This window comes from Achromobacter sp. SX5 (assembly GCF_056711425.1).
The window spans coordinates 795,660-819,287 of the sequence record NZ_CM160041.1 but is presented as its reverse complement, the minus strand read 5'-3'; the positions used below and the strand labels follow the sequence as shown (position 1 = coordinate 819,287).

The 23,628-nt window shown below is 67.6% G+C and carries 23 protein-coding genes; 9 read left to right on the top strand and 14 right to left on the bottom strand.

Annotated features, from left to right (window positions below):
- The gene (apbC, locus tag AC1M14_RS03800; protein WP_102774043.1) at positions 1 to 1,092 is read right to left on the bottom strand and encodes an iron-sulfur cluster carrier protein ApbC; all 1,092 of its coding nucleotides are present in this window, start codon (positions 1,090 to 1,092) and stop codon (positions 1 to 3) included.
- A gap of 101 nt (positions 1,093 to 1,193) precedes the next feature.
- Here apbC and AC1M14_RS03795 point away from each other — a divergent pair, with 101 nt between their 5' ends.
- Together AC1M14_RS03795 and metG are read left to right on the top strand one after the other, a co-directional pair.
- On the top strand, positions 1,194 to 1,469 hold the full coding sequence (locus AC1M14_RS03795; RefSeq protein WP_102774044.1) for a hypothetical protein: 276 nt from the start codon (positions 1,194 to 1,196) through the stop codon (positions 1,467 to 1,469).
- A gap of 230 nt (positions 1,470 to 1,699) precedes the next feature.
- Positions 1,700 to 3,766 carry a methionine--tRNA ligase gene (gene metG, locus AC1M14_RS03790; protein WP_479731027.1) on the top strand — a complete coding sequence of 689 codons (2,067 nt, stop codon included), beginning with the start codon at positions 1,700 to 1,702 and terminating at the stop codon, positions 3,764 to 3,766.
- Here metG and AC1M14_RS03785 read toward each other — a convergent pair.
- From AC1M14_RS03785 to AC1M14_RS03775, 3 genes are all read right to left on the bottom strand, one after another.
- Positions 3,763 to 4,497: a sulfurtransferase gene (locus AC1M14_RS03785; protein ID WP_209164522.1), complete on the bottom strand. Its 735-nt coding sequence runs from the start codon at positions 4,495 to 4,497 to the stop codon at positions 3,763 to 3,765. The two genes, metG and AC1M14_RS03785, sit on opposite strands and share 4 nt — an antisense overlap.
- Positions 4,498 to 4,559: 62 nt before the next feature.
- The gene (locus tag AC1M14_RS03780) at positions 4,560 to 5,357 is read right to left on the bottom strand and encodes an META and DUF4377 domain-containing protein (protein ID WP_111825866.1); all 798 of its coding nucleotides are present in this window, start codon (positions 5,355 to 5,357) and stop codon (positions 4,560 to 4,562) included.
- A gap of 9 nt (positions 5,358 to 5,366) precedes the next feature.
- On the bottom strand, positions 5,367 to 5,882 hold the full coding sequence (locus tag AC1M14_RS03775) for an META domain-containing protein (protein WP_479731026.1): 516 nt from the start codon (positions 5,880 to 5,882) through the stop codon (positions 5,367 to 5,369).
- Between the two features lie 288 nt (positions 5,883 to 6,170).
- Here AC1M14_RS03775 and AC1M14_RS03770 point away from each other — a divergent pair, with 288 nt between their 5' ends.
- On the top strand, positions 6,171 to 7,304 hold the full coding sequence (locus tag AC1M14_RS03770; protein ID WP_479731025.1) for an acyltransferase family protein: 1,134 nt from the start codon (positions 6,171 to 6,173) through the stop codon (positions 7,302 to 7,304).
- Here AC1M14_RS03770 and AC1M14_RS03765 read toward each other — a convergent pair.
- A complete protein-coding gene (locus tag AC1M14_RS03765; RefSeq protein ID WP_246842457.1) occupies positions 7,285 to 7,602 on the bottom strand; it encodes a helix-turn-helix domain-containing protein in 318 nt (105 codons plus the stop codon). The genes AC1M14_RS03770 and AC1M14_RS03765 overlap by 20 nt on opposite strands.
- 547 nt (positions 7,603 to 8,149) lie before the next feature.
- On the opposite strand from AC1M14_RS03765, the gene AC1M14_RS03760 reads away from it, so the two are divergent.
- On the top strand, positions 8,150 to 8,962 hold the full coding sequence (locus AC1M14_RS03760; protein ID WP_102774051.1) for a response regulator transcription factor: 813 nt from the start codon (positions 8,150 to 8,152) through the stop codon (positions 8,960 to 8,962).
- A gap of 351 nt (positions 8,963 to 9,313) precedes the next feature.
- Positions 9,314 to 10,525 (top strand): voltage-gated potassium channel protein, encoded by a 1,212-nt coding sequence (kch, locus tag AC1M14_RS03755; protein ID WP_102774052.1) that lies wholly within the window; start codon positions 9,314 to 9,316, stop codon positions 10,523 to 10,525.
- Between the two features lie 12 nt (positions 10,526 to 10,537).
- Here the strand turns inward: kch and AC1M14_RS03750 are convergent, their stop codons facing one another.
- Both AC1M14_RS03750 and AC1M14_RS03745 read right to left on the bottom strand, forming a co-directional pair.
- Positions 10,538 to 12,091, bottom strand: coding sequence for an EAL domain-containing protein (locus tag AC1M14_RS03750; protein WP_479731024.1), 1,554 nt, complete (start codon positions 12,089 to 12,091; stop codon positions 10,538 to 10,540).
- Between the two features lie 88 nt (positions 12,092 to 12,179).
- Positions 12,180 to 12,449 (bottom strand): hypothetical protein, encoded by a 270-nt coding sequence (locus AC1M14_RS03745; protein ID WP_479731023.1) that lies wholly within the window; start codon positions 12,447 to 12,449, stop codon positions 12,180 to 12,182.
- Here AC1M14_RS03745 and AC1M14_RS03740 point away from each other — a divergent pair.
- From AC1M14_RS03740 to AC1M14_RS03725, 4 genes are read left to right on the top strand one after another with little or no spacing between them, the layout of a single operon-like run.
- Entirely contained in the window at positions 12,448 to 13,884 is a 1,437-nt protein-coding gene (locus tag AC1M14_RS03740; RefSeq protein WP_102774054.1) for a cytochrome ubiquinol oxidase subunit I, read from the top strand. The genes AC1M14_RS03745 and AC1M14_RS03740 overlap by 2 nt on opposite strands.
- 4 nt (positions 13,885 to 13,888) lie before the next feature.
- Positions 13,889 to 14,896: a cytochrome d ubiquinol oxidase subunit II gene (gene cydB, locus AC1M14_RS03735; protein ID WP_111825869.1), complete on the top strand. Its 1,008-nt coding sequence runs from the start codon at positions 13,889 to 13,891 to the stop codon at positions 14,894 to 14,896.
- Complete coding sequence (locus AC1M14_RS03730; protein ID WP_102774056.1) at positions 14,896 to 15,039, top strand: DUF2474 family protein; 144 nt, start codon at positions 14,896 to 14,898, stop codon at positions 15,037 to 15,039. The genes cydB and AC1M14_RS03730 overlap by 1 nt, the downstream gene beginning before the upstream one ends.
- 15 nt (positions 15,040 to 15,054) lie before the next feature.
- Positions 15,055 to 16,485, top strand: a complete 1,431-nt coding sequence (locus tag AC1M14_RS03725; RefSeq protein ID WP_479731022.1) for an aminotransferase-like domain-containing protein — start codon at positions 15,055 to 15,057, stop codon at positions 16,483 to 16,485.
- Here the strand turns inward: AC1M14_RS03725 and AC1M14_RS03720 are convergent.
- The 7 genes from AC1M14_RS03720 to AC1M14_RS03690 form a co-directional block, all read right to left on the bottom strand.
- Positions 16,457 to 17,434 (bottom strand): Bug family tripartite tricarboxylate transporter substrate binding protein, encoded by a 978-nt coding sequence (locus AC1M14_RS03720; protein WP_479731021.1) that lies wholly within the window; start codon positions 17,432 to 17,434, stop codon positions 16,457 to 16,459. The two genes, AC1M14_RS03725 and AC1M14_RS03720, sit on opposite strands and share 29 nt — an antisense overlap.
- 43 nt (positions 17,435 to 17,477) lie before the next feature.
- Positions 17,478 to 18,692: a tricarballylate utilization 4Fe-4S protein TcuB gene (gene tcuB / locus AC1M14_RS03715; protein ID WP_102774059.1), complete on the bottom strand. Its 1,215-nt coding sequence runs from the start codon at positions 18,690 to 18,692 to the stop codon at positions 17,478 to 17,480.
- The gene (tcuA, locus tag AC1M14_RS03710) at positions 18,689 to 20,098 is read right to left on the bottom strand and encodes an FAD-dependent tricarballylate dehydrogenase TcuA (protein ID WP_479731020.1); all 1,410 of its coding nucleotides are present in this window, start codon (positions 20,096 to 20,098) and stop codon (positions 18,689 to 18,691) included. Before tcuA ends, tcuB begins: the two co-directional genes overlap by 4 nt.
- Before the next feature lie 77 nt (positions 20,099 to 20,175).
- Positions 20,176 to 21,102 carry a LysR family transcriptional regulator gene (locus AC1M14_RS03705; RefSeq protein ID WP_209164529.1) on the bottom strand — a complete coding sequence of 309 codons (927 nt, stop codon included), beginning with the start codon at positions 21,100 to 21,102 and terminating at the stop codon, positions 20,176 to 20,178.
- Positions 21,103 to 21,109: 7 nt separating this feature from the next.
- Positions 21,110 to 21,808 carry a glutathione S-transferase N-terminal domain-containing protein gene (locus tag AC1M14_RS03700; protein ID WP_102774062.1) on the bottom strand — a complete coding sequence of 233 codons (699 nt, stop codon included), beginning with the start codon at positions 21,806 to 21,808 and terminating at the stop codon, positions 21,110 to 21,112.
- 91 nt (positions 21,809 to 21,899) lie between these two features.
- Positions 21,900 to 22,901, bottom strand: coding sequence for a DUF6708 domain-containing protein (locus tag AC1M14_RS03695; RefSeq protein ID WP_479731019.1), 1,002 nt, complete (start codon positions 22,899 to 22,901; stop codon positions 21,900 to 21,902).
- Position 22,902: 1 nt separating this feature from the next.
- Entirely contained in the window at positions 22,903 to 23,622 is a 720-nt protein-coding gene (locus AC1M14_RS03690) for a putative type VI secretion system effector (protein WP_479731018.1), read from the bottom strand.
- Positions 23,623 to 23,628: the final 6 nt, after the last annotated feature.

Genomic DNA, 23,628 nt, shown 5'->3' with positions numbered 1-23,628 from the left:
TCAGGTCGGTTGCTGCACGACGATGGACGGGAACTTGCCGGCCATATCGCGGGGAAGCGCGGCCACGCCGGCCGCCAACTTCCTGGCGATGGCGCGGTACAGCCCCGCGGCTTCGCTGCCTGCGTCGGACACCACGGTGGGCGTGCCGGCGTCGGTCTGCTCGCGGATCGCCAGGGTCAGCGGCAGGCTGCCCAGCCACGGCGTCTCGAACTGCTCGGCCATGCGCTGGCCGCCGCCCGCGCCGAAGATGTGCTCGGCGTGCCCGCACTGCGAGCAGATGTGGATGGCCATGTTCTCGACCACGCCCAGGATGGGCACGTCGACCTTCTGGAACATGCGCAGACCCTTGCGCGCGTCGGCCAGCGCCACGTCCTGCGGCGTGGTGACGATGACGGCGCCCACCACCGGCACCTTCTGCGCCAGCGTCAGGGCCACGTCGCCCGTGCCCGGCGGCATGTCCACGATCAGGTAGTCCAGATCGCGCCAGTTGGTCTGGCGCAACAGTTGTTCGAGCGCCTGTGTCACCATCGGGCCGCGCCAGATGGCGGGCGAATCGGCGTCGATCAGGAAGCCGATGGAGTTGGCCTGCACGCCGTGGCCGACCAGCGGCTCCATGGTCTTGTTGTCGCGGCTCTCGGGGCGTCCCGAGACGCCCAGCATGGTCGGCACGCTGGGGCCGTAGATATCGGCGTCCAGCAGCCCGACCTTGGCGCCTTCGGCGGCCAGGGCCAGCGCCAGGTTCACCGCCGTGGTGCTCTTGCCCACGCCGCCCTTGCCTGAGGCCACCGCAATAATGTTGCGTACGTTGGGCAGGGGCTTGAGCGTCTTCTGCACCGCGTGCGCCGCGACCTTCCAGGTCACCGAGACCTGGGCGTCGGGCGCGCCGGCGCCGGCCAGCGCAGCTTGCGCAATGCCGCGCACCTGTTCGAGGGTGGCGGCGTCGGCGGGATAGCCCAGTTCCAGCGCCACGGCGACGCGCCCGCCGTCCAGTTGAATGTCACGATCTTTTACAGAAACGCCCAGATCCAGACCGGTATTCGGGTCTTGCGCGGCGCGCAGCGCGGCGCGGATGTGTTCTATCGTTATACTCATATCACTGTGGTTCCGTAGACAGCACGGCTTGTGCGGGCCGCCATCCCCTAAAGGATAGCGGATACCCGGGAACCTTTCGCTGCGTTTTCCGTCCGAACTTCATGACCAACACACTTATCCGCTTCTTTCGTGCCGTACTGTTCGCCGCCCTGGCCTTGATCGGCATGGCGATGGCGCTGGTCTTCATGCTTTCCACGGCGATCGCCGTGGCGATCCTGTACGTGGTCGCCAAGGTGCGTGGCAAGCCGTTCGGCGTGCGCGCCTACTGGAGCCAGCGCCAGGGCGCCCGCCCCGGCCCGTTCCAGTCGGCCGCCGCCCCGTTCGCCACGCAGCCGCGCGGCGACGTGATCGACGTCGAAGCCCGCGAGATCCGCTGACGGCGCGGTTCCCGATGCCCGCGGCGCAAACCGCGCGCGGGCATGTTGTGTTTTCGTAACGCTGCGCCCGTAGCGCCGGCCTTACCCCTCCCCCGACACCCGATGTCCGCCCGGACCGCCTTGCGCGGCGGGCGGATCGCGCCATTGGGCCGCCCGTCCGGGGCAAGTCTGCGCCGTTGCCCTAAAATGGCCGGCCAACCCCTTTTTCCCCTCAACCTCTATCGACAACCATGTCTCGCACCCTTTTCGTCACCACTGCGCTGCCCTACGCCAACGGATCTTTCCACATCGGCCACATCATGGAGTACATCCAGGCCGATATCTGGGTTCGTTCGATGCGAATGGCGGGCCACACGGTGCACTTCGTGGGTGCGGATGACGCGCACGGCGCGCCCATCATGCTGAAGGCGGAAAAGGAAGGCATCACGCCGCAGGCGCTGGTGGCCCGCTACGCCGCCGAACGCCCCCAGTACCTGAACGGCTTTCACATCCGTTTCGACCACTGGCATTCCACCGACTCGGCCGAGAACGTCGCGCTCTCGCACGACATCTACCGCGCGCTCAAGGCCCAGGACCTGATCGAGACCCGTTCCATCGAGCAGTTCTACGACCCGGTCAAGGGCATGTTCCTGGCCGACCGCTACATCAAGGGCGAATGCCCCAAGTGCCACGCCAAGGACCAGTACGGCGACTCCTGCGAGGTCTGCGGCGCGGTCTACGCGCCCACCGACCTGATCGCGCCGTACTCGGCGCTGACCGGCGCCACGCCGGTGCTGAAGTCTTCCGACCACTTCTTCTTCAAGCTGTCCGATCCGCGCTGCGTCGAGTTCCTGCAGGAATGGACCACCGGCTCGAACGCCGCCGGCGGCAAGCACCTGCAGCCCGAAATGCTGGCCAAGACGCGCGAATGGCTGGGCGCCGACGACGGCGAGGCCAAGCTGGGCGACTGGGACATCTCGCGCGACGCGCCGTACTTCGGCATCGAGATCCCGGACGCGCCGGGCAAGTACTTCTACGTCTGGCTGGACGCGCCGGTGGGCTACCTGGCCTCGCTGAAGTCGTACTGCGCGCTCAAGGGCCTGGACTTCGACGCCCTGCTCGATCCGGCGGGCAACACCGAGCAGGTCCACTTCATCGGCAAGGACATCGTCTACTTCCACGCGCTGTTCTGGCCCGCGATGCTCAAGTTCGCCGGACGCAAGACGCCGGACGCGGTCAACGTGCACGGCTTCATCACCGTCAGCGGCGAAAAAATGTCCAAGAGCCGCGGCACCGGCATCTCGCCGCTGCGCTACCTCGAACTCGGCATGAACGCCGAGTGGATGCGCTACTACATCGCCGCCAAGCTCAACGCGCGCGTCGAAGACGTGGACTTCAACCCCGACGACTTCATCGCGCGCGTCAACAGCGACCTGGTCGGCAAGTACGTCAACATCGCCAGCCGCGCCGCCAGCTTCATCACCAAGCACTTCGACGGCGTCCTGGCCTACAGCGGCGACACCACGGCGCTGGCCGCGGAATACGCCGAGCAGGCGGAATCCATCCGCGCCGCGTTCGAGGCCCGCGAATACAACCGCGCGATCCGCGAGATCATGGCCTACGCCGACCGCATCAACCAGGCGTTCGACACCGCGCAGCCCTGGGTGCTGGCCAAGGGCATCGCCACCGCCGACGACGAACGCAAGGCCGCGCTGCAGGACATCTGCTCGCGCTCGCTGGCGGGCTTCAAGGCCCTGTCGGTGATGCTGGCGCCGGTGCTGCCGGCCCTGGCCGAGCGCGTGGCGCTGGAGCTGTTCGGCGCGCAGGCCCCGTTCACCTGGGCCGACGCCTCGGTGCTGCCGCAGCGCGTGGCGCCGTTCAAGCACCTGATGCAGCGCGTCGAGCCGCAGATGCTGGAAGACCTGTTCGAGCCGCCCGCCGCCCCCGCCGTGGTGCCTGGCGGCGAGCCCATCGCCGAGACCATCTCCATCGACGACTTCGCCCGCGTCGACCTGCGCATCGCGCAGATCGTCAACTGCGAGCACGTGGAAGGCTCGACCAAGCTGCTGCGCCTGACGCTGGACGTGGGCGAAGGCCGCCACCGCAACGTGTTCTCCGGCATCAAGTCGGCCTACCAGCCCGAGGACCTGATCGGCAAGCTGACCGTCATGGTGGCCAACCTGGCCCCGCGCAAGATGAAATTCGGCGTCTCGGAAGGCATGGTGCTGGCCGCCAGCCACGCCGACGAGTCGGTCGACGCCGGCATCTACGTGCTGGAACCGTTCCCCGGCGCCAAGCCGGGCATGCGGGTGCGCTAGGCCGAGGGCGCGAGCGCCGGGTCCAGGGCGATGCGTTCGTCGAAGACGAAGCAATTGCCCTGGTAGCCCGGGCCGCCGGTTTCCTCGAAATACTTCAGAATGCCGCCGTCGAGCTGATAGACGTTCTCGATGCCGGCCTCGGCCATGTAGATGGCCGCTTTTTCGCAGCGGATGCCGCCGGTGCAGAAGCTGACCACGGTCTTGCCTTCGAGCTCGGCGCGATGCGCCTGCACGGCGGCGGGAAACTGCGTGAACCGCTCGATGCGCCAGTCGATGGCGTTTTTGAACGTGCCTTCATCCACCTCGAAGGCATTGCGGGTGTCGAGCATGACCACCGGCCGCCCCGCATCGTCCACCCCCTGCTCCAGCCAGCGCGCCAGCGTATGCGCGTCCACGCCGGGCGCGCGCCCCGCCTCGGGGCGGATGGCCGGGTGGTTCATGCGGATGATCTCGCGCTTGATCTTCACCAGCATCTTGCGAAACGGCACCGAGGCGCTGCGGCTGAACTTCACTTCCAGGTCGGCGAAGCTTGCGTCGGCCCGCAAGAGGCGCAGGAATCCGTCGATGCCGTCGGCCGAGCCGGCCAGAAACAGGTTGATGCCCTCTTCGGCCAGCAGGATCGTGCCCTTGAGCTGCGCCTGGACGGCGGCGTCCAGCAGGCGCTGGCGCAGCTCGGGCAGGCGGTCGAGGGTGACGAACTTGTAGGCGGCGATATTGACGACGGAAGTCATGGAAAAGCGGGCAAAGGCGGTCGGCGAAACCCGTAATAGTAATCGCTGGCCGCCGGCCCGCTTCAGCGCGGCACGATCTCCTGCTCGACCACGGCGTCCAGCACCCAGCGCACCGACGACGCATCGGCCGGCGGATTCGGGTCGCGCACCTCGACCACGCGCAGGCGGTAGCGGATGCCCGGCTGGAAGCGAAAGCCGGTGATGTCGCCATACCAGAGCTGCCAGGGCTGCGCGGCGCTGTCGCGCACCTGGTAGCACATGGCGCGGCCCGCGCCGGCGCTGCATGGCACGCGCTGCGAGTTCACGTAGACCAGCTTGGTCGGCCCCTGCTGGCCGCCGGCGATGGGATCGGTGCGGCGGCCGAAGTCCAGCGTGTCGCCCGAGCTCAGCACCCAGGTCATGCGCTGCGGATTGTTGACGTTGTCCAGCGAGCTGGCGGTGATGCGCGTCATGCCCGCCAGGAAATCCTGCTCCAGCTTCATGCTGTCGGGCGCGCAGGCCATCTCGGTGGCCACGGGCCGGTCGCGCACGATCAGCAGGCCGTTGGCGACCGTGTAGGAAGCGCTGTACTGGTTGCAGCCGGCGTAGCCCGCCATGCGCGGCGCGCCGCGCTCATGGAAGAAGCTGACCGTCAGCGGCCGCGAACGCGTGGACGCATGCGGCACCGGGCGCAGCGCGCCGCCCGGACGGGTCCAGCGCGCCAGCTCCCAGCCGGTCTGCGCCAGCATGTCGGAAGCCGCGGCCGGCTGGAAGCGCGGGTCCTGCCCGCCGACGGCGCGCTCGGGCGTCGACGAGCAGGCCGCGAGGCCCGCCAGCAGCAGGCAGGGCGCCAGCCGGCGCAGGGAAACGGAATACGGCATGCGGTTCTCTTACGGCGTGGGCGGGTCCTGGCGCCGCGCGAACTCCAGCACGTCGCCGCCGCGCAGGTTGAAGGTCAGGTGGCGCGGCGCGCCGCCGCTGTCCAGGGTGAAGGTGTCGATGGCGCCCAGGCCGCGCAGGTAATCGGCCTCCAGGCGCGCGCGCTCGGGCGTGAGGCAGGCCATGCGGGTGCTGGCGGGCGCGTCGATGTAGAGCTTGCCGCCCTGCAGCTTGTACGTGCCCATGTAGCGGTTGCAGCCCGAAAAGCCGTTGACGCGGTACTGCTTGCCCTGCGCCAGGAAGGTCAGGCGCACGGGTTCGCCGTTGTCGCCGTGCGGGATGTCGCGCAGCGCGCCGCCCCGCTCGGTCCAGCGCACCAGTTCCCAGCTGGTCTGCGCCAGCGAATCGGCGCTGCTGGCGGCGTTGGCCGCGGCCGCGCCCTGCGGCCGCGCGCCGCCGGTGTTGCCGGCGCAGCCCGCCAATGCCGCAACCAGGCCCAGATACAGCAGCCGGCTACGCGTAGACATCAAGATAGACATGAACTGGGCTCCCAGAAATTGACTACCCCTAACTGTAACCGCCCGCCGCCCCATCCGCCCAACAGCCGAAGCCGAATGCACCATCGCCCGTCTTGCGGCCATCGCTCCGATGGCGCGGCCGGATGCATCGTATGCCGCATGGCGGGGCGGGTGGCGCGCGCGCAGAATCCGTAAAGGGTCTCCCTCCGGCGGGGCCTGGCAGCTCCAGGCTGTGCGGAACGGGCCGCAGGGCCAGACAACATTCCAGGGGACACGGCGATGGGCTTCTTGAGAACCTTGTTGGCATTATCCGTGGTGCTGGACCACCTGGGCGGCGGCAAGGCCGACCATCTGGTCGGCGGCCGGCTGGCGGTGCAGCTGTTCTACGTGATCTCGGGCTTTCTGATTTCCTACGTGCTGACGGCCACCGACCACTACCAGGGCGCCGTCGGCAAGTTCTACGCCAATCGCTTCCTGCGGCTGTTTCCGATCTACCTGGGCGTGGCCGCCATGACGCTGGCGGCCCATGCGCTGAGCGGCGGCGAGTTTTTCCAGTTCTATGAAGCCCTGCCTTCGAGCGCGGAACTGTTCCTGGTGCTTTCCAATATTTTCATCCTGGGCCAGGACTGGCTGATGTTCTTCGGCATCAAGGACTCGGCGCTGGCCTTCACCGGCAGCTTCGCCAACAGCGAGGTGCCGCTGTACCAGGGGCTGCTGGTGCCGCAGGCCTGGACCCTGGGCGTGGAAATGAGCTTCTACCTGGTCGCGCCCTTCATACTGTCGTCGCCGCGCCGCCTGCTGACGCTGCTGGCGGCCTCGCTGGCGCTGCGCGGCGTGCTGATCGCCACGGGCATCGGCCTGGGCGACCCCTGGACCTACCGCTTTTTTCCCACCGAACTGGCGCTGTTTCTCATCGGTTCGCTGTCGCACCAGGTGCTGCTGCCGCGCTACAAGGCCTGGACCATGAAGGCCGCGCGCCTGCCCGAGCTGGGCACGGCGGTACTGTTCGCGTACTGTCTGCTGCACTTTTCCATCGGCGTCAATCCGACCGTGCGCGACGGCCTGGCGGTGCTGCTGTTCGCCGCGCTGCTGCCGGCGGCGTTCCTGTTCCAGTCGCGCTACCGGCTGGACCGGGCGATCGGCGAACTGAGCTATCCGGTCTACATCTGCCATGCGCTGGTGATCGTGATCCTGGACTGGCTGTTCGACGAGATCGACGTGCACCAGCCCATGCTGTTCGCGATCGTGGTCATCACCAGCTGCATCGCGTTCTCGGCGCTGCTCAACGCCCTGATCGCCGATCCGGTCGAACGCCTGCGCAACCGCCTGCGGACCAATGCCGGCGAGCCCGACGCGCCGGCGCCGGCCGCGGACGCGCGGCGGCGCCCCGCGGCGGCCCGGCCGTTGGGTTCTATTCGCCGCGCGCCTTGATGTAGGCCGCCAGCACCAGCTCGATCTGGCGCTTTTCCTGCGGGCTCAGGCGGTTGTAGGAAGCGTATGACACGGTCTCGAAGGGCCAGGCGGCGGGCGCCGCCTCGCCCGGCTCCGGACTCAGCATCGGCCCCTCTCCGGCGCTCAGCCACATGGGATTGACGCGCAGCGCGCGGGTCAGCTTGATGAGCGCGTCGCTCGACGGCTGCAGGCGATGCCCGCTTTCATAGTTGCCGATGGCGCTTTGCGACAGCTTGCTGGCGGCCGCCAAGTCCTTTTGTGTCCACCCCTGGAGCATTCTCGCGTTGCGCAGACGATGGCTAAACGTGTCCAATCGATCGACCTGGGCCATTATTAATATGAATTTATATTTTCGATTAAAGCACCCGGATACCGGCAGCAAATAACCGGATTGCGCACCAATTCCGGGGCTAATCCGCAAATCGCGGCGCCGCGCCGATGGCCCGCAGCCAGGCTCCGCTCCCGGCGTCGGCGGGCCTCCCCGTCCGGCAAAAAAGCCATACCCATCATCGACTTAGTTCGATACGGACGTGCCGGCGCAGGACCATGCCGGCATGCGTCGGCGCGCCAGTGTAGGCCGGCGATGTATCAAAAATAGAAAATAATGTATCGGCAATACTTAATATGCCGGCGGCCGGATTTTCAAAACAAACAGTATTTCAAGCGTTTCCGGCCAGGCGCGGATGGGCGTCAAGTTACTTCCGGAAACTATAGAAACTTATCTTCACAAAAAAACACGCTCGTGTTCAAATGAAACACGGACGTGGCGGAGCCGCGCGCCCCTTCAAACAACAACGCCGGACGGCGGCGTCCTGGAAGCATTGATGAACAACACGCTGGATGTCATTTTTCTCGGCCATAACGACGCCAGACATGCCAGACTCGCCGAGGCCCTGAGCCACCTGGGTTTCAGCGTCTGCCGCTGCCACGACCTGGCAGAGGTCTACAGGCGGTACTTCGACCGCCCCAGCCCCCTCATCGTGCTGGAAGCGCCGCTGCCCGACATCCAGAACGCCGCGGTGCGGCTGCGCGCGGCCGACAGCGGCCTGGGCATCGTCGCCATTTCCGCATTTCCCGATGCCGAAAGCCGCATCCGCACCCTGCTGTGCGGCGCCGACGCCTGCCTGCCGGCCGACGTCAGCGGGCTGGAACTGGCCGCAGCGCTGCAGGCGCTGGTGCGCCGCTACAGCGCCCACGAAAACGCCGGCGCCGCGCCCGCCGCGCAGCCGCCCGAGCCCGGCCAGGAAACCTGGCGCCTGGCCAACAAGGGCTGGACCCTGATCAGCCCGGCCGGGCAGCTGCTGGGCCTGACCACCGGCGAGCGCGACTTTCTCTCGCGGCTGGTGCACGCGCCCGACCGCAAGGTCAGCCGCGACGCCTTCCTGGCCGACGAACCGGACGAGGCCGGCGCCGGCATGGCGCGGCGCCGTTTCGTGGACGTGATGATCAGCCGGCTGCGGCGCAAGGCGGCCGCCCGGCAAATGGTGCTGCCGATTCGCACCGTGCACGGCTGGGGCTATATGTTCGCGGCGAACATCCGGTTCGATTCGGATTCGGGAGACAACGCCGGGGAAGCGGGCCGGCCGGAGACGGCGGCGGGAGACTGGCGCGACGCGACGGAAAACGCCTGCGTATAGGGCCGGGGCGAAAAAAACGCGGCGCGGCCCCGAAGAGCCAAGACGCCGCGCTAAAACAACACGTGAACCTGGAGTCATCAGCCGGCACTGATGTCTACTACCCGGCACACGCGATTCCAACATTCGTGCCTCAAACACACCTCATGCACGGCCTGGGCCGTGGACTCTTGCGGGGTCTCTAGTCCCCGCGCGAGCCGCGTTGCGGCCGCCACGAGATGCAAGCGAGTTTAGGACCTTGCGCCCGTTTCCAGTAATTCTTTGTTGATAGCGTTCAATACTTATTTGATATAGCGCCGGCATGGACGGCCAGACGCCGGCGGCCGCCCTAAAATGCCGACTAAGGATTCCTCCATGCCCATCATGCCCTCTTCTCTCAAGCACCGCGTCCGCAAGGTGCTGGCGCTGTTTCCCCCCAACTGGTGCCTGGCCATCCTGGTGGCGCTGGACGGCTACGCCTTCATGCATCCGGTGCTGCGCGAAGTGCGCGCCCGCGACTACTCGTTCTGGCTGGCCCTGGACAACTGGCAGGACATGATGAAGGTCGTCGGCCTGCTGGAAATCCCGCGCCTGGTGCTGGGGGTGGGACTGCAAGTCATCGCGCTGGGGCTGATCCTCAAGGCCCGCATCGCCTGGGCGTTTTCGCTGGTGCTGCTGGTCGGCACCGGCACCTTCGCCATACTGGGCGATCACGGCCGCGCCGCGCTGGGCGTCTACACGCTGGTGCTGGTCATCGCGCTGATCGTCTACTGGCGGCGCTTCGACCGCGCCAGCGTCACGGCCGGCTCGCTGTTCGCGGCGGTCAGCATGCTGTCGCTGCTGATCTACGCGGTCTTCGGCGCGCTCTACCTGGGCCAGGAATTCAATCCGCCGATCGAGGACACCGGAACGGCCTTCTATTTCTCCATCGTGTCCATGTCCACGGTGGGCTATGGCGACATCACGCCGCACACCGGCACCGCGCGGCTGTTCACCGCGTCGATTATCATCCTGGGCATCACCATTTTCGCCACCTCCATCAGCGCGATCGCCGGCCCGGTGATCGGCGGCAATCTGAAACGGCTGGTCAAAGGCAGGTTTTCCACCGCCATGCGCAAGAACCACATCATCATCGCGGGCGCGACGCCCCTGGCGCTCAGCGTCTACGACGGCCTGCGCCGCCGCGGCGACGAAGTCACCGTCATCGTGCCCACCGGCGTGGCGCAGGAATACCCGGCCGCCACCGACCTGATCGAAGGCGATCCCTCCAGCGTGGAAGTACTGCGCAGCGCGGGCGTGGCGCGGGCGCGCTACGTGCTGGCGCTGCGCGACGACGACGCGGAGAACGCGTTCATCGTGCTGGCCGCGAAAGAAGCCACCGGCGACTCGGGCGCCAAGACGGTGGCGCTGGTCAACACCAGCAAGCACCTGGAGAAGATCCGCCGCGTGCAGCCCGACCTGGTGTTCTCGGTGCAGCTGCTGGGCGCGGAACTGCTGACGCGCGCCATCAGCGGCGAGCCGCTGGACAGCCAGGCCATCACCGACCTGTTCTTCGCCAAGGCCGCGCCCGGCGCCAAGCCGGCCTGAGGCCCGGCAGGGTCACGCCTGCTGGCCGGCGTACCAGCGCGCGAACTCCGTCGCCGACATGGGACGCGCCAGAAAATACCCCTGCAGGAACGTGACCCCGCGCGCCTTCAGGTAATCGAACTGCAGCTGGGTCTCCACGCCTTCGGCCACGACCGCCAGCCCCAGCCGGTGGGCCAGCGCGATGATCGCGTCCAGGATCGGCGCCTCTTCGCCGGCCGGCCCGATGGCCTGCACGAAGCCCTTGTCGATCTTCAGGTAATCGACCGGAAATCGCTGCAGGTACGAAAACGAACAGTGCCCCGTGCCGAAATCGTCGATGGCGACCAGCACGCCCTCGGCGCGCAAGGCGTCGATGTTGCGCCGCGCCTGGCCGTTGTCGTCCGCGATCAGGCTGCGCTCCGTGATCTCCAGCACGACCTGCGGACGGCCCGCCGCGATGCTGGCGACGAAGGCCCGGATGTCGGACAGCAGCTGGTCGCTGGACACGTGCTCGGCCGCGAGGTTCACGCCGACGTGAAAGCCCGGCGGCATGCTCCAGGCGCCCACGTCGCGCTCGATCAGCGTCAGCAGATGCCGGGTCAGTTCGACGATCATGCCCTCGGCCTCGGCCGCCGCGATGAAAATGTCCGGACGCACCGGTCCGACCCCGGGGCAGTCCCAGCGCATCAACGCCTCCACGCCTTCGCAGCGGCCGCTGGCCTGGCCGTACACCGGCTGGTAGTACACGTGGAACTCGCCGGCCCGCATGGCGCGGCGCAGCTGCTCCCTGAACGAGCGCCGGCTGGCCTGCAGCCGGTAGGCGCCCAGCCCGAGCAGCACGCTGGCCAGCAGCGCCACCGGCAGGTAGGTCAGCATGCATTGCGTCCATGCCCGCGCCAACGCGTCGGGCGGCACCCTGACGCTGATGCCGATCGACGCGCCGCTGGGCGCGCTGACGGTTTCGCGGTACAGCGGCATGGCGGAACTCGCCACGCGCGCCCAGGAATCGCTGCTTATCGGATCGCCGCTGCCGATGATGAGCTTAAGTTGCAGGTCGTCGGCGCTGGCCACGGCATTGAGCAGGTCCTGCAGATAGCGCCCGTCCACCTCGACGATGCCGCCATAGCCGTCCGGCCGGACCTTGCTGAACAGGACCGCGGAACGCTCGGGCGCCAGCGGCGTGCCGGCGACCGTATGCGGCCTGCCTTCGGACGACTCCAGCACGGGCCATCGGCTGAAATCGTCGACCGAGGCGTCCACCTCGCCCAGCGCCGACGAACAGTAAACCAGGCCGTCGCGCACCAGCGCCAGCGAACGGAAATACGGATTGAGCGTGCCCCAGCGCTGCAGCTCGGCCAGCCGTTCGGGACACGGCCCGGTCGCCAGCTCCGCCACGCGGTCCAGCATCTCGCGCGACTGGGCCAGAATGCGCTCGACCTGCACGCGCACGATGCGCGCCGCGGTCGCCGCGTCCTGGCGTTGCGTACTGTTCGCGTACAGCCAGGTCCATCCGACGCAGACCAGGAGGGGGACCACCAGGGCCAGCGCCACCGGCAGATAGCGCCAGGACGGTGCGCCGTCAGTCATTCCCGAAGTAGGCATATCGCCCCGCCGCATTAATTGTCACCGGCTGCAACCGGTCCAGTCTGGATAGGACACTATGACGCCCTTGGCGTCAAGAAGCGGGGCCGGATGAACGTGCGAAAAGTGTGCGCCGCCAACGCGCGCAGCAGGCGGCGCAGCCCCGCCTGCTGTGCTGCTTTTTTTGTAACTTGAAAGCGCAGGACATATTTGCATCCAAGCCGGTTTTCCCTATGAAGACTGCGGAAAATCCGCTCATCCCATGAAACTGATACGCTTTTTTTAATAGATATTGAATCTGTACTGATTTTGCTGCGGGATCTACTGTTCTGGCGTAGGAAACACCCGTCAGGAACACCGCCATGGACAGCGACGCGCTATTGCTAGCCCGAATACAGTTCGGCTTCACCATCTCGTTTCACATCATCTTCCCCGCCATCACCATCGGGCTGGCCAGCTACCTCGCGGTGCTGGAAGGGCTGTGGCTGCGCACGCGCAACACGGTCTACCGCGACCTCTACCACTTCTGGACCAAGATCTTCGCCGTCAACTTCGGCATGGGCGTGGTCTCCGGCCTGGTGATGGCCTACCAGTTCGGCACCAACTGGAGCTTTTTCTCCGACTTCGCCGGCAGCGTGACCGGCCCGCTGCTGGCCTACGAGGTGCTGACCGCCTTCTTCCTGGAGGCCGGCTTCCTGGGCGTGATGCTGTTCGGGTGGTCGCGCGTGGGACCGGGGCTGCATTTCTTCTCGACCGTCATGGTGGCGCTGGGCACGCTGGTCTCGGCCACCTGGATTCTGGCCTCCAACAGCTGGATGCAGACGCCCGCCGGCTACGAAATCCTGGATGGGCGCGTGGTGCCCACGGACTGGCTGGCGGTGATTTTCAACCCCTCGTTTCCCTACCGCCTGGCGCACATGGGCATCGCGGCTTTCCTGGCCACCGCGCTCATGGTGGGCGCCTCCGGCGCCTGGCACCTGCTGCGCGGCGACCGCAGCCCGGCCGTGAAGAAGATGTACGCGATGGCGATGGGCATGCTGCTGCTGGTGGCGCCGCTGCAGGCCGTGGTGGGCGACCTGCACGGACTGAACACGCTGGAACACCAGCCGGCCAAGATCGCCGCGATCGAGGGCCATTGGGAGAACGAGCCGGGCGCCGGCGTGCCGCTGACGCTGTTCGGCATTCCCGACATGGCGCGCGAGGAAACCCGCTATGCGCTGAACGTCCCGCGCCTGGGCAGCCTGATCCTCACGCATAGCTGGGACGGCCAGTTCCCCGGCCTGAAGTCGTATCCGCCCGAGGACCGGCCCAACGCCACGGCCGTGTTCTGGTCGTTCCGCGTCATGGCGGGGCTGGGCATGCTGATGATCGCGCTGGCCGGCTGGGCGCTGTGGTCGCGCTGGCGCGGCCGGCTCTACGAATCGCGCGGGCTGCAGCGCTTCGCGCTGTGGATGGGACCGTCCGGGCTGATCGCCATCCTGGCCGGCTGGTACGTAACCGAGATCGGCCGCCAGCCCTGGGTGGTGTACGGCGTGATGCGCACCGCCGACGCGGCCACGCCGCACGGGCTGGGCGAGCTGACGCTGACCCTGGCGCTGTTCGTGGCGGTGTACCTGCTGGTGTTCGGCGCCGGCGTCTCGTACATGCTCCGGCTGATCCGCATGGGCCCCGGCCCCGCCCCCGGGCACGCGCCGCTGTCCGGCGGCCCGGGCGAGCCGCGCCAGCCGTCGCGGCCGCTGTCGGCCGCCTCCACCCTGGCGGGCGTCGAGCCCGCGCAACACTCGCATTCGGGAGTCTGAGGCCATGGGCATCGACCTTGCACTGGTATGGGCCGTCATCATCCTGTTCGGCGTGATGATGTACGTGATCATGGATGGCTTCGATCTGGGCATCGGCATCCTGTTTCCGCTGATCTCCGACCGCGACGAACGCGACGTGATGGTCAACACCGTGGCGCCCGTGTGGGACGGCAACGAAACCTGGCTGGTGCTGGGCGGCGCCGGCCTGCTGGCGGCGTTCCCGCTGGCCTACTCGGTGATCCTGCACGCGCTGCACCTGCCGCTGGTGTTCATGCTGCTGGGCCTCATCTTCCGCGGCGTGGCGTTCGAGTTCCGCTTCAAGGCCGACGAACACCACCGCCCGCTGTGGGACCGCGCCTTCGTCGCCGGCTCGGTCTGCGCCACCTTCTTCCAGGGCGTGACGCTGGGCGCCTACATCGAAGGCATCCCGGTGACGGACCGCGTCTACAGCGGCGGCCCCTGGGACTGGATCAGCCCGTTTTCGCTGTTCACCGGCGCCGGGTTGGTGGCGGCCTATGCGCTGCTGGGCTGCACCTGGCTCATCATGAAGACCGAGGGCCGCCTGTACCGCCACATGTGCGCCATCGCCCGGCCGCTGACGCTGGCGCTGCTGGCGGTGATCGCCGCGCTCAGCGCCTGGACGCCGCTGGCGCAGCCGCAGATCGCGCAGCGCTGGTTCAGCCTGCCCGGCATGTTCTGGTTCCTGCCCGTGCCGGTGCTGGTCGCGGCCGCCGGCTTCGAGCTGTTGCGCCGCGTGCGCGGCGCGCCCGGCGCCGGCCCCTTCGTGCTGTCGCTGGCCCTGGTGTTCCTGGGCTACAGCGGCCTGGGCATCAGCATCTGGCCCGCCATCATCCCGCCCGACGTGTCCATCTGGACGGCCTCCGCGCCGCCGCAAAGCCAGGGTTTCGCGCTGGTGGGCGCGCTGGCCATCATTCCCGTGATTCTCATGTACACCGCCTGGTCCTACTATGTGTTCCGCGGCAAGGTGCGCACCGGCGAGGAGTTCCATTGATGAACCGTACCCCCGCCACCCTGCCCTCGTGGCGCAGCCGCCTGCTGTGGCTGGCGATAATCTGGACATGCAGCGTCGCGGCGCTGGGCGCGGCCGCCTTTGCGCTGCGCCTGGTCATGAGATCCATCGGCATGTCGACCTGAACCCACGGACCCGCCATGAAACGCTATGAACGGCTGACAGAAGAAATAACCGCCTCGATCCGCTCGGGACTGCTGCAGGCCGGCGACCGCCTGCCCTCGGTGCGGCAGACCAGCGCCAGCCGCGGCGTGAGCCCCTCGACCGTATTCAAGGCCTATTACCTGCTGGAGGCGCGCGGCCTGATCCGCGCGCGCGACCGCTCCGGCTACTACGTGCTGCGCGCGCCGCACGCCGCGCTGCCCGAGCCCGACGGACTGTCCAGCGCCAGCGCCGGCCGCCATCCGGTGGACGTCAGCGACAACGTGCTGCAGGTGCTCAACGCCACCCTGCGCCGCGACATGCTGCCCTTCGGTTCGGCCTTTCCCAGCCCGTCGCTGCTGCCCTACGGACGGCTGGCGAAGTTCATGGCGGCCTCGGCGCAGCGCCTGGACCCCTGGAGTTCCATCGACGACCTCAGCCCCGGCGACGCCGCGCTGCGCCGCGCCATCGCGCTGCGCTACCTGGCCGACGGCATGTCGGTGCCGGTCGACGACATCATCATCACCAACGGCGCGCTGGACGCGCTGAACCTGAGCCTGGCCGCGGTGACCGAGCCGGGCGATGCCGTCATCGTCGAATCGCCCACCTTCTACGCGGCGCTGCAATCGCTGGAGCGCAACCATTTGCACGCCATCGAGGTCGCCACCCACCCGCGCGAAGGCATAGACCTGCAGGCGCTGGAAGCGGCCATCGTGCAACACCGTCCGCGCGCCTGCTGGCTCATGACCACCTTCCAGAATCCGCTGGGCAGCCTGATGCCGGACGAAAAAAAGGAAGCGCTGGTCGCCCTGCTGACCCGCCACGGCGTGGCGCTGATCGAAGACGACGTCTACGGCGAGCTGTACTTCGGCGAGCAACGCCCGCGCCCCGCCAAGGCCTATGACCGCGAAGGCATCGTGATGCACTGCTCGTCGTTCTCCAAGACCCTTGCGCCGGGCTACCGCGTGGGCTGGGTGGCCGCGGGCCGCTACACGCGCCGGATCATGCGCAACAAGCTGACCACCAGTCTGGCGACGGCCGCGCCCACCCAGGCCGCCATCGCCGCCTACCTGGAGAAAGGCGGCTTCGACCGGCATCTGCGCCAGTTCCGCCAGGCGCTGGCCCAGCAGCAGGGCGAACTGCTGCAGGCCATCGCCCGCTACTTCCCCAAAGGCACGCGCGCCACGCGGCCGGCGGGCGGCTACTTCGTGTGGGTGGAGCTGCCGGCGGGCATCGACACGCTCAAGGTCCATCGCGCCGCGCTGGGGCACGGCATCAGCATCGCGCCGGGCCCGCTGTTCTCGGCCTCGGGGGCCTTCGGCAACTTCCTGCGCCTGAACGCCGGCCATCCCTGGAACCCGGAGATGGAGCAAGGCATGGCCACGCTCGGCAAGCTGCTGGCTAGTTCGCCGTCGCGCCCGAATCCTTGACCGCCTTGGCCCAGGCCGCGATCTCGGCCTGGATGAAGGCGCCGAACTCGGCCGTGCTCAGGCCGGAAGCCTGCGCGCCTTCTTCCATCAGACGCTGCTTGACGGCCGGGGAAGCCAGCGCGCCGCCCAGCGCCTGGTTCAGCCTGGCCACGACCGCGTCGGGCGTACCCGCGGGCGCGACGATGCCGTGCCACGAGACCGCCTTGAAGCCCGTCAGACCGGCCTCGGCCATGGTGGGCGTATCCGGCATGGCCGGCGAACGCTGCGGCGAGGTCACCGCCAGCGCGCGCAGCGCGCCCGCCTTGACCTGCGGCAGCACGCCGGGAATGGTGGTGAACATGAAGTCGATCTGGCCGCCGATCAGATCCGTGATGGCGGGGCTGCCGCCCTTGTAAGGCACGTGCGTGAACTGCAGGCCGGCCGCGCTCTTGAACATCTCGCCGGCCAGGTGGCCGGGCGTGCCCGCGCCGGCCGAACCCATGTTGATCCGGTCGCCCTGCGAGCGGATGAAGGCGATCAGCTCCTGCACGTTGGACGCCTGCACCTGCTTGCCGATCACCAGCACGTTGGGCACGGTGGCCAGCAGCGTGACGGGGGTGAAGTCCTTCACCGCGTCGTACGAAATGCGCGAGTACAAGGACGGGTTGATGCCGTGCGTGCTGGCGGTGGCCAGCAGCAGCGTATAGCCGTCCGGCGCGGAAGTGGCCACCTGCTTGGCCGCGATGGTGCCGTTGGCCCCACCCTTGTTCTCGACGACGATGGTCTGCCCCAGGGTCTTGGCGGCCTCGGCCGCCACGGTGCGCGCCAGAATGTCCGAAGTGCCGCCGGCGGAATGCGGCACGACCAGCGTGATCGGCTTTTCGGGAAAGGACTGGGCTTGCGCCGCCGGCAGGGCCGGCAGCAGACAGGCGGCCAGCGCGGCGCGCGCCAGCAAGGAAGTGCGGAACATTGAAGTCTCCTGGTTTCGTTATTGTGGAAAGCGGCGCGGCCGTTCAGTCCGAGCCCAGCTGCAGCTTGTTGGGCTGGCGTTTCTCGATGGCCCACTTCAGCAGCGCCGCCGAGCGGTAGATGCCGTGGGCAAACTTGCCGTAGGGCAGCGTCAGGAACAGCGCCATCACCACGCCCAGATGGATCGCCAGCAGCAGCGCCATCGCCCCGCCGTCGCGGCCGGCCAGCAGCGCCAGCCCGGTGGCGCTGGTCAGGAACAGCAACGCGATGAAGCCGCGGTCCATGGGCTTTTGCGCGGCGTCGCCCTGCTGCGGATGGCGCTTGAGGTTCAGCCACAGCAGGCCGGCCGGCCCGATCAGCAGGCCGATGCCGCCGGCCGTGCCCAGCAGCACCGGCGCGCTCCAGAACGGATACGGCGCCGGCTGCCCCAGCAGGTAGTGGTACAGCGTGGCCACGCCGGTGGCCGCGAAGCACAGCATGAAGCCGTAGAAAGTGCAGTGGTGGAAGCGCCGGCGCCACAGCGTGAAGGCGTCGTCCGCGTTGTTGCAGCCCTTGCCGTGACCGCCGTCCAGGTAGCGCAGGCGCAGCGCGTCATGCGCGGCCTCGGCCACCGCCGCGCCGGACGCCGCCCCCGGGCTGACGTCGCGCCAGAAGCGCGTCACGCCCACGCCCAGCGCCAGCACGGCCAGGCCGAAGACCACGCCGAACATCAGCGCCAGCGTGTTGTGCGGGAACACGGCGTAGAAATCGCCGGCCAGCGGCTCGTGCAGCAGCCCGCCGCCCATCAGCGCCGCCAGGGCCAGGAACAGCGCCAGGCCGGCGGCCGTGGCCAGCGACAGGGCCAGGCCGTTGCGCTTGTACAGCCGGCCCAGCGCCGGCGGCCAGGCATAGTCGGTATAGGTCTGCACCCGCACGCGCGCCATGGCCTGCGGCACGTTCACCGCGAACTCGTGCGGCGGCGCGTACTGGCACGCGTGCAGACAGGCGCCGCAGTTGTGGCACAGATTGGCCAGGTAATTGATGTCTGCCTTGCCGAACTCCAGGCGGCGCGTCATGGCGGGAAACACCGCGCAAAAGCCTTCGCAATAGCGGCAGGCGTTGCAGATCTGCATGACGCGCGCCACTTCGGTTTCGTCGTCCGTCAGCGCGCCGGCCTGCGGCTTGGCGCCGCCATGCCAGTGTATGGTCTGCTCGGTCATGGCCGGCTTCGATCCCGGGAAAGACTGCGCCTCGCGGGCCAGGGCTTCAAGTTGCTTCATGTCGTGCTTTCCGCGTTGTGCCGGGCGCGCGCCGCTGCGGCGGCGGCCCGGGTGCCGGCGATGCGGCCGAAGGCCGTGCCGATGGACATGCCCACCCCGGCCGTATAGCCCTTGCCCAGCACGTTGCCGGCCATCATTTCGCCCGCGACGAAGAGGTTGTCGCTGGGCACGTCGTTGAAACGGACCGCGGCGGTGTCGTCCACCTTCAGGCCCAGATAGGTGAAAGTGATGCCGGGCCGCAGCGCATAGCCGTAGAACGGCGCCGTGTCGATGGGCCGCGCCCAGTGCGTCTTGGCCGGCGTCAGGCCTTCGGTATGGCAGTCGTCCAGCGCCGTGTGGTCGAACTTGCCGACGCGGCAGGCCTCGTTGTACTGGCGGATGGTCTGCTCGAAAGCAACCGGGTCCAGGCCCAGCTTGGCCGCCAGCTCCGGCAGCGTATCGGCCTTCACGCCCGGAAACACCGGCGGCATGAAGCGGCCCACGGCCTTGGCGTCGATGATGGAATACGCGATCTGGCCCGGCTGCATGGCCGTCAGCCGGCCCCAGATGGCGTAGCGCTTGGGCCAGAAATCCTCGCCCTCGTCATAGAAGCGGCGCGCCTCGCGGTTGACCACCACGCCCAGCGACACGCAGTCGATGCGGGTGCAGATGCCGCCGTCATACAGCGGCGCGCGCGCGTCGATGGCCACGCAGTGCGACTGCGACGGATCGCCGATGCCGTCGGCGCCGGCGTCCAGCATGAACTTCAGCAGCACGCCCATGTTGAAGCGCGTGCCGCGGATGAGGAAGTTGTCGGCCGGCCATTCGCCGCGCTCGTTCTGGCCCCAGGCCTCGCGCAGCCATTCGCGGTTGGACTCGAAGCCGCCCGCCGCCAGCACGCAGGCGCGCGCCTCGATACGCTCGGCGCCGATGCGCGCGGCCACGAAACGGCCGCCGTCCAGCTCCAGCGCATCCACGGGCGCCTCGTAGCGGATCCGCACGCCCAGCGCCTCGGCGCTGCGGTAATAGGCATTGACCAGGGCCTTGCCGCCGCCCATGAAAAACGCGTTGGTGCGCGCCACGTGCAGCGCGCCCGACAGCGGCGGCTGGAAATTCACGCCGTGGCGGCGCATCCAGTCCCTGCAGGTCGAGGACTCGCGGATGACCAGCCGCGCCAGGTGTTCGTTGGTCAGCCCGCCCGTCACCTTGAGCAGGTCCTGCCAGTATTCTTCCTCGGGATAGGCGTCGACCAGCACGTCCTGCGGCGCGTCGTGCATGCAGCGCAGGTTGCGCGTGTGCTGCGAATTGCCGCCGCGCCACTCGCGCGGCGCCGCTTCCAGCAGCAGCACGCTGGCGCCGGCCTCGCGCGCCATCAGGGCCGCGCACAGCGCCGCGTTGCCCCCTCCTATCACCAAGACGTCGACCATGCCGTTGTTCCTCTTTCAAGGAACGCACTGTAGCCAGCGCGGCCGCCGGCCGATATCAGCCAGCCGTCAACGGGTCTTCATGAATCGTGAAGGGTCACCACCGGCCATTTGCCCTCGCGCGCCAACGCGCGCGAGACGTCCGCCAGCACCAGCCGCGCGGCCAGCGCCGCGGGCGACAGCTCGTCCTCGGACAGGCTGGCCAGCAGATTCGGGCGGAACAGGTGGGCATCGTCGATGCGCGCCATGTGCAGCTGGCCCGGCGCGATCCGCGCCATGGCCGAACTGGGCTGGATGGTGGCGACGTGGCCCAGCTGCACCACGTCCATGAGCACGGGCAGGCCATCGACCTCCACCGCCACCAGCGGCGCGCGGCCCGACTGCTGGTAGGCGTGGTTGACCAGCGCCCGCAGCCCGTGGCGCCCGCTGGGCAGCACCAGCGGCAGGTGCGCGATGGCCTCGATGCGCGTGGTTTCGCCCGGCGGCAGCCCCGGCATGCCGGGCCGGGCCAGCAGGAACAGCGGCTCGTCCAGCAGCGGCATCACGCTCCAGCGGCGCGCCGACTCGGCCTGGAACACGATGGCCAGGTCCAGCATGCGGCCGTTGAGCATGTCGCTCAGATGGCCGGACAGCGCCTCCACCAGGTGCAGGCGGATATCCGGATAGCGCTGGTTCATGGCCTGCACGAAGGCCGCGCCGAGGATGGCGGCGGTGGTGGACGGCAGGCCCACGCTGACGTGGCCGGCCAGCCGGGCCTGCTGCGCGGCCTGGACCGCGTCGTCGGCATGGCGCAGCGCCAGCTGCGCCTGCCGGAAAAACGCCAGCCCCGCGTCGGTCGGCTCCACCCCGCTGGCGCTGCGCCGCAGCAGCCGCGTGGCCAGCTCGCCCTCCAGCCGGCTGATCTGCTGGCTGAGCGCCGACGTGACCATGCCGATGGACTGGGCCGCGCGGCCGATGCTGCCGGCCTCCACGACCCGTACGAAATAACGCAGCTGGCGCAGTTCCATGAGCGGCTCAGGCCGGTATCGTCAGGCCCCTGGCCACCGCCGCGCGGGCCACGAAGGCTTCCAGCACCCGGCCGACGTTCTTGTAGCGGGAAAACTCCACCAGCTCGCCCGCGCCGTAAAAGCCCACCAGATTGCGCACCCAGGGCAGGATGGCGATGTCGGCGATGGTGTATTCGTCGCCCATCACCCAGTCGCGCCCTTCCAGCCGCTTGTCCAGCACGCCCAGCAGGCGCTTGGACTCTTCCACGTAGCGGTCGCGCGGACGCTTATCCTCGAAGTCCTTGCCGGCGAACTTGTGGAAAAAGCCCAGCTGGCCGAACATCGGCCCGATGCCGCCCATCTGGAACATGACCCACTGCAGCGTCTCGTAGCGCCCCGCCGTATCCGCCGGCAGGAACTTGCCCGTCTTGCCGGCCAGATAGATCAGGATGGCGCCCGACTCGAACAGGCCCAGCGGCTTGCCCTCGGGACCATCGGGATCGAGAATCGCCGGAATCTTGTTGTTCGGGCTGAGCGAAAGGAATTCCGGCGAGAACTGGTCCTTGGTATCGAAACTGACCCGGTGGGCCTCATAGGGCAGCCCGGTTTCCTCCAGCATGATCGACACCTTCACGCCATTGGGCGTGGGCAGCGAATACAGCTGGATGCGGTCGGGATGCCGGGCGGGCCACTTCTTGGTGATGGGAAAGGCGCTGAGGTCGGCCATGCGGGGGGCTCCAGAGAGGACGGCGGGAAATTGCTGCGGCTAATCCTAGCGCAAAACCCCGCCTGCCGGTGGCCGGCCAGCGCCGGCTCCGCTACTTCCAGCGTTGCCGCTGCCGATGCCGTTCGGCCGCGCGCCGGTAGATTGCCCGGTCCCGCGCGAACTCGCCCATGAACGCCGGCTCCGCCAACCGGTACGGATCGCCGGGTTCGATGGCGCAGCCCGCCTCCACCTCGGGCGGCCAGACCGGCGCGCGGCAGCTCTTGAAGGTCAGCCAGCGGCTCACGGTGAGCAGGCCGTAGACCGGGAACAGCAGGAATCTGATCTTGAACAGGCCTGTTCCCAGTGCCAGGCAAACCCACATGTAGGAGTTGATCCAGGTGCCGCGCACAGACAGGGTGATGACACGGTCCTGTTCGTTGTCGAAAGCCTTCTGCGGCCCGTCCTCCATATACCGGCGGATCAGCTCCCATTCCGCGCGCACGTGGTTTTCATGGCGCCAGTAATGGCCCACGGTAAACGTCTGCATCACCCGATCGTTCCTGAGCACGTGGCAACGCAGATCGCGAAGATTGCCGTCCTGAGCGCCGCGCCCGATGTGAAAGAACACGGAGGCATCGCCCCAGGGAACCGTGACCGTGCCGCCAGGCCCGTCATGCACGAAAAAGTGGACTTGCCGGGTATTGCGGTCAAAGCGGACGGGGTAGTGCGTGTAGGTGAAGAGATCCTTGCGCAGATAAATGCGCCAGAAAAAACAGGCAAGCCCGAAAGTCAGCACGGTCATGAAAACCGTCGCCAGGACAGTCTCCTGCAGCGTGTAGGCCCCCATGGCATATGTCTTGTAGGAAGCCACGGCGAGGATCGCATTGAACAGCACGAAGCCGATCACCGCTGCGCCCGACAACAGCGTGGCCGCCATGCCCTTCACCTTGAACGTGCGGTTCACGAACTCCAGGAAGGCCGAATTGAATCGGATCATTCCAATTGCGTCGTCGGGCTCGAACGGCTGCGCGGTTTTATAAGCCAGGTGCAGCTGCTTTTCTTCAGGCTCCAATGGGCGGTCGAGCTTGAACGTCGGATACCAGCCGGTCAGCATGTCAGTATCTGAAATAGCGCAGACCGTAGTCGCGGCCATCGCCCGGTTTTCGCTTCTTTTTGGATATCACGCGCAGATTCAATCTGCCGGGATTGGCCCAGCCGAAACCTCGAAACACGATTTCAGCGAATCGGGCGAACCCTTCCGTCTTGCGTCCGGCAAGCCATGCAAAGAAAACGCTGACACCGAACAGGCCAGGCAGCATGTAGCCGAAGTAGCCGGCATACCCCCAAGCTTGTGCGCTCCAGCTAAAATTGCCCCGGTTCACTGCCTGGATTAGATCGAAGATCAGTATGACGATGAACGTAAACCCCATGATGGCAGCCCAAACGCGAAAGGTCGAAAGATAGTGCGAGCATCGCCCCTCGAAGCAATGCGGATGGACCGCAACCAAACCGTCCGATTCGCGGCGAACTCCCAGCGCTGACCACAGCCCGGTCTGCAACGCCTCGGCCACGACCTCGACCGTATCTCCATCGCTGAAGGGAAACCTCCAGAACCAGCCGCGCAACGGCTTTCCGTCCAGCGTGAATTCCACGTAATCGGCCGTTTCGGTGGTGTCCAGATTCGCGACGGCGACGGCGGCGCCACCCATGCCGGACAGGCTGGCAGCCCATGCAAACCCCTCAGTGCCTGCGCCAATCCGGCTCAGCACGAAATCGCGGCGGCGGCTGGACTTGTTCAGGTCTGTTATCTCTCCGGCCAGCTTTCGGATAGTCACACTGGC

Coding starts and splice junctions, on each gene's coding strand:
- apbC (WP_102774043.1), bottom strand. CDS start 1,092: ATGAGTATAACGATAGAACACATCCGCGCCGCGCTGCGCGCCGCGCAA.
- AC1M14_RS03795 (WP_102774044.1), top strand. CDS start 1,194: ATGACCAACACACTTATCCGCTTCTTTCGTGCCGTACTGTTCGCCGCC.
- metG (WP_479731027.1), top strand. CDS start 1,700: ATGTCTCGCACCCTTTTCGTCACCACTGCGCTGCCCTACGCCAACGGA.
- AC1M14_RS03785 (WP_209164522.1), bottom strand. CDS start 4,497: ATGACTTCCGTCGTCAATATCGCCGCCTACAAGTTCGTCACCCTCGAC.
- AC1M14_RS03780 (WP_111825866.1), bottom strand. CDS start 5,357: ATGCCGTATTCCGTTTCCCTGCGCCGGCTGGCGCCCTGCCTGCTGCTG.
- AC1M14_RS03775 (WP_479731026.1), bottom strand. CDS start 5,882: ATGTCTACGCGTAGCCGGCTGCTGTATCTGGGCCTGGTTGCGGCATTG.
- AC1M14_RS03765 (WP_246842457.1), bottom strand. CDS start 7,602: ATGCTCCAGGGGTGGACACAAAAGGACTTGGCGGCCGCCAGCAAGCTG.
- AC1M14_RS03760 (WP_102774051.1), top strand. CDS start 8,150: ATGAACAACACGCTGGATGTCATTTTTCTCGGCCATAACGACGCCAGA.
- kch (WP_102774052.1), top strand. CDS start 9,314: ATGCCCATCATGCCCTCTTCTCTCAAGCACCGCGTCCGCAAGGTGCTG.
- AC1M14_RS03750 (WP_479731024.1), bottom strand. CDS start 12,091: ATGACTGACGGCGCACCGTCCTGGCGCTATCTGCCGGTGGCGCTGGCC.
- AC1M14_RS03740 (WP_102774054.1), top strand. CDS start 12,448: ATGGACAGCGACGCGCTATTGCTAGCCCGAATACAGTTCGGCTTCACC.
- AC1M14_RS03745 (WP_479731023.1), bottom strand. CDS start 12,449: ATGGCGGTGTTCCTGACGGGTGTTTCCTACGCCAGAACAGTAGATCCC.
- cydB (WP_111825869.1), top strand. CDS start 13,889: ATGGGCATCGACCTTGCACTGGTATGGGCCGTCATCATCCTGTTCGGC.
- AC1M14_RS03730 (WP_102774056.1), top strand. CDS start 14,896: ATGAACCGTACCCCCGCCACCCTGCCCTCGTGGCGCAGCCGCCTGCTG.
- AC1M14_RS03725 (WP_479731022.1), top strand. CDS start 15,055: ATGAAACGCTATGAACGGCTGACAGAAGAAATAACCGCCTCGATCCGC.
- AC1M14_RS03720 (WP_479731021.1), bottom strand. CDS start 17,434: ATGTTCCGCACTTCCTTGCTGGCGCGCGCCGCGCTGGCCGCCTGTCTG.
- tcuB (WP_102774059.1), bottom strand. CDS start 18,692: ATGAAGCAACTTGAAGCCCTGGCCCGCGAGGCGCAGTCTTTCCCGGGA.
- tcuA (WP_479731020.1), bottom strand. CDS start 20,098: ATGGTCGACGTCTTGGTGATAGGAGGGGGCAACGCGGCGCTGTGCGCG.
- AC1M14_RS03705 (WP_209164529.1), bottom strand. CDS start 21,102: ATGGAACTGCGCCAGCTGCGTTATTTCGTACGGGTCGTGGAGGCCGGC.
- AC1M14_RS03700 (WP_102774062.1), bottom strand. CDS start 21,808: ATGGCCGACCTCAGCGCCTTTCCCATCACCAAGAAGTGGCCCGCCCGG.
- AC1M14_RS03695 (WP_479731019.1), bottom strand. CDS start 22,901: ATGCTGACCGGCTGGTATCCGACGTTCAAGCTCGACCGCCCATTGGAG.